Origin of the sequence: Streptomyces sp. NPDC057271 (assembly GCF_042668715.1) — a bacterium.
Taxonomy (GTDB): domain Bacteria; phylum Actinomycetota; class Actinomycetes; order Streptomycetales; family Streptomycetaceae; genus Streptomyces.
Map to the genome: position 1 here is coordinate 48,381 of NZ_JBHUYJ010000038.1, position 7,758 is coordinate 56,138.

Sequence of the window (7,758 nt, forward strand, 5' to 3'; positions counted from 1 at the left end):
CGAAGGCCGGGTCATAGCCGCGTTCGACCATCCGTCCGACCATGCGCGTCTCATAGGTGTGAAGCGGCCCGGCCGACCACCCGGGGCTGGACCCCCACGCCACGACCGACAACCCCACCGGCCACCCCGCACCCGACACCTACGCCACCCGCCGCCCGGCACCCGAGGGCCCCGTGGATGCCGCTGGCGCCACCCGCCGCCCGGCACCCGAGGGCCGCGTGGATGCCGCCGGCGCGGCCCCCGTCACCCCCCTCGACCTGACCGCCGCCTTCGCACGGGCCGGGATCGATGCGCGCGCCGTCGTTCCCGCGCCGCCCCTGCCGCGCGTCGCGCCGCCCGCGGCCGGAGCGCTCGGCGGTCGCGCGCTGCACGTGCTCGCGCCCCTCGGGCGGCTGACCGCCGCCCAGCTGCGGGCGCTGCTGCCCGCCGACGAGGTGCGGCTCACACCCTGGCGAGGGGTCGTCGTCGTCGGGGCCTCCGACGAGCGGCTGCCGGAGCTGGACGCGGCCGGGCTCATCACCCGGCCCACCGACCCCTGGGCCGGCGTAGGCGCCTGCGCCGGGCGGCCCGGCTGCGCGAAGTCCCTCGCGGACGTGCGCGCCGACGCCACCCCGGGCCTCGGCGGTCTCCCCGTCCACTTCTCCGGCTGCGAGCGCCGGTGCGGCCACCCGCAGGGCCACGCCTGGGTCGACGTCGTCGCCGTCGCCGACGGCGGCTACCTCGTGGACGGGCGCCCCACCCCCCGTACAGACCTTCCCCACGCCGTCGCGGCGGCCCGCACCCCAACGAGATGAGCGAGAGCAACAGGATGTTCGACTACGAGAAGGACGGCGCGGAGATCTACCGCCAGTCCTTTGCCACGATCCGTGCCGAAGCGGATCTGGCGGGTCTGCCCGCCGATGTCAGCCAGGTCGCGGTGCGCATGATCCACGCCTGCGGCATGGTCGACCTCGTCCGCGACCTCGCGTACTCGCCCGAGGTCGTCTCCCGCGCCCGCGCCGCGCTGCGGGCCGGCGCCCCCATCCTCTGCGACGCGCAGATGGTCGCCAGCGGAGTCACCCGCAAGCGGCTGCCCGCCGACAACGACGTGGTCTGCACGCTCTCCGACCCGTCCGTGCCCGCGCTCGCCGCCGAACTCGGCACGACCCGCAGCGCCGCCGCGCTCGAACTCTGGCGCGACCGCCTCGAAGGCTCCGTCGTCGCCGTCGGCAACGCGCCGACCGCCCTCTTCCGCCTCCTGGAGATGATCGAGAAGGGCGCCGGGCGTCCGGCGGCCGTCCTCGGCATCCCGGTCGGCTTCATCGGCGCCGCCGAGTCCAAGGACGCGCTGGCCGCCCAGACCCTGGGCCTCGACTACCTCGTCGTGCGGGGCCGGCGCGGCGGCAGCGCGATGACCGCCGCCGCGATCAACGCCATCGCGACCGAAGCGGAGATCCAGGCATGACCGGCAAGCTGTACGGGGTCGGCCTCGGGCCCGGCGACCCGAACCTGATGACGCTGGCGGCCGTGCGGGCCATCGACTCCGCCGACGTCATCGCGTACCACTCCGCCCGCCACGGCCGCTCCATCGCGCGCTCGATCGCCGCCGAGCACATCCGCGAGGACCATGTCGAGGAGCGGCTCGTGTACCCGCTCACGGTGGAGACCACGGACCACCCCGGCGGCTACCGGGGCGCGCTCGACGACTTCTACGAGGAGGCGTCCGCCCGCCTCGCCGCCCACCTGGACGCCGGACGCACGGTGGCCGTGCTCGCCGAGGGCGACCCGCTCTTCTACGGCTCGTACCAGCACATGCACAAGCGGCTCGCGGACCGTTACGACACCACCGTCATTCCCGGCGTCACCTCCGTCAGCGCCGCCGCCGCCCGGCTCGGGGAGCCGCTGTGCGAGGCGGAGGAGGTCCTGACGATCATCCCCGGCACGCTGCCGGAGGACGAGCTGACGGCCCGCCTCGCGGGCACGGACTCGGCGGTCGTGATGAAGCTCGGCCGCACGTTCCCGACCGTGCGGCGCGCCCTGGAGCGGGCGGGCCGGCTGGAGGACGCCCGCTACGTGGAGCGGGCGTTCATGGCGGGCGAGCGGACGGAGATCCTCTCCGAGGTCGACGCGGAGACGGTGCCGTACTTCTCGGTGGCCGTGCTGCCCTCCCGTATCGACGCCGTCCCGCCGGAGTCCCGGGAGACCGGCGGCGAGGTCGTCGTCGTCGGCACGGGCCCGGCGGGCGCGCCCTGGCTGACGCCGGAGTCGCGCGGCGCGCTGGTCAACGCCGACGACCTGGTCGGCTACACCACGTACCTCGACCGGGTCCCCGCGCTGCGTCCCGGCCAGCTCCGGCACGGTTCGGACAACAAGGTCGAGTCCGAGCGCGCCGAGTTCGCCCTGGACCTGGCCCGGCGCGGGCGCCGGGTCGCGGTCGTCTCGGGCGGCGACCCGGGGGTCTTCGCCATGGCGACGGCGGTTCTGGAGGTGGCGTCGGAGGACCGGTACGCGGACGTTCCGGTACGGGTCCTCCCGGGCGTGACGGCCGCGAACGCGGCGGCGGCCGCGGCGGGCGCCCCGCTGGGCCACGACTACGCGACCATCTCCCTCTCCGACCGCCTCAAGCCCTGGGAGGTCATCGCGGCGCGGCTGCGCGCGGCGGCCACGGCGGACCTGGTCCTGGCGCTCTACAACCCGGGCTCGAAGTCCCGTACGCACCAGGTGGCGGCCGCCCGTGACCTGCTCCTCGAACTCCGCTCGCCCGAGACCCCGGTGGTCGTGGCGCGGGACGTGGGCGGCCCGGAGCAGTCGGTACGGGTGGTGACGCTGAAGACGCTGGAGCCGTCCGAGGTCGACATGCGGACGCTGCTGCTCGTCGGCTCGTCGCAGACGCGCGCGGTCGAGCGCGGCGACGGCCGCACGATCACCTGGACGCCACGGCGCTACCCGGAGGCGTAGGCGGAAGCCGTCGCCGCGAGGCGGTCGTACGGGCCGGGCCTCGATGGGCTCTGCCCGAACGGGCCGTCCCCGTTCCGCCCGCTCACGGGCGCCGGCGGGGACGGCCCGGGACGGCGCCGGAGCAGACGCGCCGACTGACCGCACCAGAGAACCCCCTGGTCAGGGGCGGGTGGGGTCGGTAGAGTCCCGCTCCGGCGGATCACCGGCCCCACCCGCACCGCCTTTCCCCAGACATCTGCCATGACGTTTCGGTCCGGAAAGGGCCCTTCCCTCTGTGATGACTCCTCATCGGCTGGGCGCGCTGGCCACCACGGCCGCCCTCGCCGCCGCCGGCGGTCTGCTCACCGCCACCCCGGCCTCCGCGGCCGTCAGCTGCACGTCTCCGGCCGGCGCGGCCGCCGCGGCCGTCCACCGCACGTCCCCGGTCTGGACGGCGCAGTACTTCGCCAACACGTCCTTCAGTGGTACGCCCAGGCTGACCGCCTGCGACGGCGCCATCGCCGAGAACTACGGCACCGGCGACCCGGCCGGTGTCACGCTGCCCCATGACAACTTCTCCGTGCGGTGGTCGGTCACCCGCGACTTCGGCTCCGGCGGACCGTTCGCCTTCTCCGCCGCGACGCAGGACGGCATCCGTGTGTACCTCGACGGGGTGCGCGTGATCGACCTGTGGCGGAACGTCTCCACCACACAGACCAGGACCGTGGACGTCGCCGTCCCGGCCGGCCGGCACACCCTCCGCGTGGAGTACGTGGCCTTCACGGGCACGGCGAACGTCGCCTTCTCCTACGCGCCCCGCACGTCGCCCGCCGTCGACACGGTCGCCCCCCGCGCGCCTCTCGGCGCGTCGGCCACCTACGACCGGGCCACGGACAGGGCGACGCTCCGGTGGGCGCCGAACACGGAGATGGACCTCGCGGGCTACCGCGTCTACCGCCGCCTGGCCACGACCGCCTGGACGCGCGTAAGCGGTGACACGCCGGTCACCGGACGGTCCTTCTCCGACTCCCCGCCCACCACCGGCGAATCGTTCCTCTACGAGGTCCGTGCGGTGGACAAGGCTGGCAACGAGTCCGCGGGCAGCGTAGACGGGACGGTCACGAGCACGGACCGGACGGCGCCGGCCGCGCCGGACGGGCTCACAGCGACCGACCGGCAGGCGGGGGTGACGCTGGCCTGGCGGGCGGTGCCCGGCGCGTCGACGTACACCGTCTTCCGGCGGCGTGTGCCGGACACGGACGTACCCACGTCGGAGGAGCGGGTCGCCACGGTCACGTCCCCCACGTGGACGGACAGCGCGGTGACCGAGCGGGCCGAGTACACGTACTGGGTGGCCGCCGTGGACGCGGCCGGGAACACCTCACCGAGGACCTGGGTGGCGGCGACCCACCGCGACTATACTGCGCCGGCGGCGCCGACGGGGCTGACGGCCGTGTTCCAGCCGCGCAACGGCGTCGTCGTCTCCTGGACACCCTCGACGAGCAAGGACGTCGCCCGCTACCGCGTGTACCGCTTCGGCGAGCTCTACACCGAGACCGGGTACAGCAGTTACACGGACATGTCCGTGGGCCACGGCACCACGTACACCTACACGGTGACCGCCGTCGACGAGGCGGGCAACGAGTCGCCGGTCTCCGGCGCGGCCTCCGCGACCACCCACGGTGACCTCGTCGCCCCCGCGGCCGTCACCGGCCTGAAGGCGACCCCGCGCGAGGACGGCGTGCTCCTGGAGTGGGAGCCGAACACGGAGCCCGACCTGAAGCGGTACGAGGTCTTCAAGGCCGTGCGGCACGAGGACGGCGAGGGCGGCTACGTCTGGCTGGCCCACCGAGTCGAGTACCTCGCCGAGGACGCCACCTCGTTCCTCCACGGCAGCGCGGCGGACGGCGAGACGGTGATGTACGGCGTCTTCGCCGTTGACGACTGGAACAACGTGCTCCGGGTCGAGGACGAGACCGTGAACTGGGTCGAGGTCACCGAACTCGGCACCCCCGACGCGGGCTGAGTCAGGCCTCCGCACACTCCCGCACCCAGGCGGCGGCCTCCTCCGGGGTCGCCGCCACCGGTACGCCCGCCGGGACCGGGGGGCGGCGGACGATGACCACCGGGATGCCCGCCTCGCGGGCCGCGGTGAGCTTGGGGGCGGTCGCCGCGCCTCCGCTGTCCTTGGTGACGAGCACGTCGACGGCGTGGCGGGCGAGCAGCTCCCGCTCTCCCTCCAGGGTGAACGGCCCCCGATCCAGCAGGACTTCGGTGCGGGCGGGCATCGGGGGCTCGGGGGCGTCCACCGACCGTACGAGGAACCACTGCGGGCAGTCGGCGAAGGCCGCGAGCCCCATCCGGCCGGTCGTCAGGAACACCCTCCCCCCGAGCCCGTCGAGGGTCCGCGCCGCCTCCTCCAGGGAGGCGACCTGGTGCCAGTCGTCCTCCGCCGCCGGGACCCAGCCGGGGCGGCGCAGGGCGAGCAGGGGAACATGGGCGGTGGCGGCCGCCCGGGCCGCGTTGAAGCTGATGTTCTCCGCGAAGGGGTGGGTGGCGTCGATGAGCGCGTCCACGGCGTGCGCGCGCACCCACTCCACGAGTCCGTCCACGCCGCCGAAGCCGCCGATCCGGACCTCCCCGACGGGCAGCCTGGGGGCGGCGACCCGCCCGGCGAGCGAGCTGGTGACCCGTACGGTGTCGTGGAGACGCGCGGCGAGGACGCGGGCCTCGGTGGTCCCGCCGAGAATGAGTACGTGCACGGGAGCCCTTTCATGAGCGCAGGCGGCGGGCGCGACGCCCAACTCAAGCACACCGGTCTGCGCCCCGGGTGGACGACCGGGGCGTGCGCGACGGCGGCGACGACGGCCGCGTACACGGCGCTCCTGACGGGCGACTTCCCCGACCCCGTGACGATCACGCTGCCGAAGGGCGGGCGCCCGGCGTTCGCGCTCGCGGCCGAGGAGCTGACGGCGGACCACGCCATGGCGGCGGTCGTGAAGGACGCGGGCGACGACCCGGACGTGACGCACGGGGCGCTGATCCGCTCGACGGTGCGGCTCCTCCCGGCCGGCTCGGGCGTCGTGTTCCGCGCCGGTCCCGGCGTCGGTACGGTCACCCTGCCGGGCCTGCCCCTGGAGGTCGGCGAGCCGGCGATCAACCCGGTCCCGCGGCAGATGATGCGCGAGCACGTGGCGGAGGTCGCGGCGGCGCACAGCACGGGCGGCGACGTGGAGATCACGGTCTCCGTCGACCACGGCGAGGAGATCGCCCGCTCGACGTGGAACCCGAGGATCGGGATCCACGGCGGCCTGTCGATCCTGGGAACGACCGGGATCGTCGTGCCGTACTCCTGCTCGGCCTGGATCGACTCGATCCGCCGGGGCGTGGACGTGGCGCGCGCGGCGGGTCTGACGCATGTGGCGGGCTGCACCGGCTCCACCTCGGAGAAGACGGTGACGACGCTCTACGACCTGCCGGAGATCGCCCTGCTCGACATGGGCGACTTCGCGGGCGCCGTCCTCAAGTACATCCGCCGCCACCCGGTCGGCCGCCTCACCGTCTGCGGCGGCTTCGCCAAGCTCTCCAAGCTGGCCGCGGGCCACCTGGACCTCCACTCGGCCCGCTCCCAGGTCGACAAGGCCTTCCTCGCGGACCTGGCCCGCACGGGCGGCGCGTCGGAGGCCCTCGCCGCGGAGATCGCGGAGGCGAACACGGGCCTGGCGGCCCTCCGCCTCTGCGAGGCCGCGGGCGTCCCCCTCGGCGACCTGGTGGCCGCCCGCGCCCGCGACGAGTCCCTGGCGGTCCTGCGCGGAGCCCCGGTCGCGGTCGACGTCGTCTGCATCGACCGCGCGGGCACGGTGGTGGGCCGAGCGGAGCCGGCGGGGCCGTGACGGCCCTGCCTCACAGGTCGTCGGGCAACAGTCGGAACGCCTTGTGTCCGGTCAGAGGTCTGATCATGCGGAAGTGACGGTCTGTGGTGAACAGGACCTCGGTGCCGTATGCGGCCGCCAGCGCCACATTCATGGCATCGGTCAGGCCGACCCCCTTCCCCCCGTCCGCGTCCGCGTAGCCCTCGGCCACGGCGATCGCCGTGGACAGATGAGTGGCCACCGGCGGCACCTCGAACCGACGAGTGGCCGTATAGCGCTCAATGAACCGGGCTGCGGTCAGGGCCTGGCGCGCGCCTACTCGTGCCGCGATCAGATAGTCCAGCTCGGCCAGGACCATCGGAGAGATCACCAGGTGGCTGATCGCGGCCAGCCCTTCCTTGTGCGCGTCATGCCCTGTGAGACGTGAGTCGAGAATGCGGTAGAGGGCATTGGTGTCGGCGACGGCGATCACGCCGGCGACCCCATGCCTTTGAGTGCGTCCTCGATCTCGTCGTCGGTGAGATCGGGGAGGCCGAGGTCGGGAAGATCGATCTCACCCATGGGATCGATGGGGTACGGCGAGATCTCATCGCCTATGGGCACGACGCGGGCCACCGCGACCCCGTTCTTGGTGACCGTCACTGTCTCGCCCCGAGCCGCCGCGGCGAGGATCTGGGAAGACTTCTGGTTGAACTCTCGAGCCGTGGTCTCCATGTAGTACATGTTACTACCATGCGTCCGCGGCGGGCTCGACGATCCCAGGGCACGGGATGCGGCCCCCGTGCCCCGAACCTAGGCTTGCGAGGGCAGAGCCCCCACGAGAGAGGGATGTGCCCCATGGCGAAGCGAGGCAACAAGAAGCGCGCCCGCAAGAAGAAGAAGGCGAACCACGGCAAGCGGCCGAACGCCTGACAGCCGGGGCCGGACACCCACCGGGTGTCCGGCCCCTGGCTCGTTCGGGGGCGCTATT

At 73.8% G+C, this 7,758-nt stretch carries 9 protein-coding genes; 6 read left to right on the forward strand and 3 right to left on the reverse strand.

The window, feature by feature from the left end; genetic code table 11:
- Positions 1-173: 173 nt before the first annotated feature.
- The 4 genes from ACFUJR_RS19225 to ACFUJR_RS19240 all read left to right on the forward strand — a co-directional run bounded on the left by ACFUJR_RS19225 (position 174) and on the right by ACFUJR_RS19240 (position 4,942).
- A complete protein-coding gene (locus ACFUJR_RS19225; RefSeq protein WP_383450574.1) occupies positions 174-794 on the forward strand; it encodes a hypothetical protein in 621 nt (206 codons plus the stop codon).
- A gap of 14 nt (positions 795-808) precedes the next feature.
- Complete coding sequence (locus ACFUJR_RS19230; protein ID WP_383172935.1) at positions 809-1,444, forward strand: precorrin-8X methylmutase; 636 nt, start codon at positions 809-811, stop codon at positions 1,442-1,444.
- Positions 1,441-2,937, forward strand: a complete 1,497-nt coding sequence (locus ACFUJR_RS19235) for a precorrin-2 C(20)-methyltransferase (protein ID WP_383172903.1) — start codon at positions 1,441-1,443, stop codon at positions 2,935-2,937. The genes ACFUJR_RS19230 and ACFUJR_RS19235 overlap by 4 nt, the downstream gene beginning before the upstream one ends.
- A gap of 277 nt (positions 2,938-3,214) precedes the next feature.
- Positions 3,215-4,942 (forward strand): PA14 domain-containing protein, encoded by a 1,728-nt coding sequence (locus ACFUJR_RS19240; RefSeq protein ID WP_383172905.1) that lies wholly within the window; start codon positions 3,215-3,217, stop codon positions 4,940-4,942.
- Position 4,943: 1 nt separating this feature from the next.
- Here ACFUJR_RS19240 and ACFUJR_RS19245 read toward each other — a convergent pair whose 3' ends face one another.
- The gene (locus ACFUJR_RS19245) at positions 4,944-5,678 is read right to left on the reverse strand and encodes a cobalt-precorrin-6A reductase (RefSeq protein ID WP_383172907.1); all 735 of its coding nucleotides are present in this window, start codon (positions 5,676-5,678) and stop codon (positions 4,944-4,946) included.
- A gap of 12 nt (positions 5,679-5,690) precedes the next feature.
- Between ACFUJR_RS19245 and ACFUJR_RS19250 the strand changes: the two genes are divergently transcribed.
- Positions 5,691-6,809, forward strand: a complete 1,119-nt coding sequence (locus tag ACFUJR_RS19250) for a cobalt-precorrin-5B (C(1))-methyltransferase (RefSeq protein WP_383172908.1) — start codon at positions 5,691-5,693, stop codon at positions 6,807-6,809.
- A 10-nt stretch (positions 6,810-6,819) separates the two neighbouring features.
- Here ACFUJR_RS19250 and ACFUJR_RS19255 read toward each other — a convergent pair whose 3' ends face one another.
- Positions 6,820-7,260, reverse strand: coding sequence for a PIN domain-containing protein (locus ACFUJR_RS19255; protein ID WP_383172909.1), 441 nt, complete (start codon positions 7,258-7,260; stop codon positions 6,820-6,822).
- On the reverse strand, positions 7,257-7,511 hold the full coding sequence (locus ACFUJR_RS19260; RefSeq protein ID WP_383172911.1) for a type II toxin-antitoxin system Phd/YefM family antitoxin: 255 nt from the start codon (positions 7,509-7,511) through the stop codon (positions 7,257-7,259). The genes ACFUJR_RS19255 and ACFUJR_RS19260 overlap by 4 nt, the downstream gene beginning before the upstream one ends.
- A 114-nt stretch (positions 7,512-7,625) precedes the next feature.
- Between ACFUJR_RS19260 and ACFUJR_RS19265 the strand changes: the two genes are divergently transcribed.
- On the forward strand, positions 7,626-7,700 hold the full coding sequence (locus ACFUJR_RS19265; protein WP_099895366.1) for a 50S ribosomal protein bL37: 75 nt from the start codon (positions 7,626-7,628) through the stop codon (positions 7,698-7,700).
- Positions 7,701-7,758: the final 58 nt, after the last annotated feature.

Excerpts from the sequence above, each read along its gene's own strand:
- ACFUJR_RS19230 (WP_383172935.1), top strand. The coding sequence starts at position 809 with ATGTTCGACTACGAGAAGGACGGCGCGGAGATCTACCGCCAGTCCTTT.
- ACFUJR_RS19235 (WP_383172903.1), top strand. The coding sequence starts at position 1,441 with ATGACCGGCAAGCTGTACGGGGTCGGCCTCGGGCCCGGCGACCCGAAC.
- ACFUJR_RS19240 (WP_383172905.1), top strand. The coding sequence starts at position 3,215 with ATGACTCCTCATCGGCTGGGCGCGCTGGCCACCACGGCCGCCCTCGCC.
- ACFUJR_RS19250 (WP_383172908.1), top strand. The coding sequence starts at position 5,691 with ATGAGCGCAGGCGGCGGGCGCGACGCCCAACTCAAGCACACCGGTCTG.
- ACFUJR_RS19260 (WP_383172911.1), bottom strand. The coding sequence starts at position 7,511 with ATGTACTACATGGAGACCACGGCTCGAGAGTTCAACCAGAAGTCTTCC.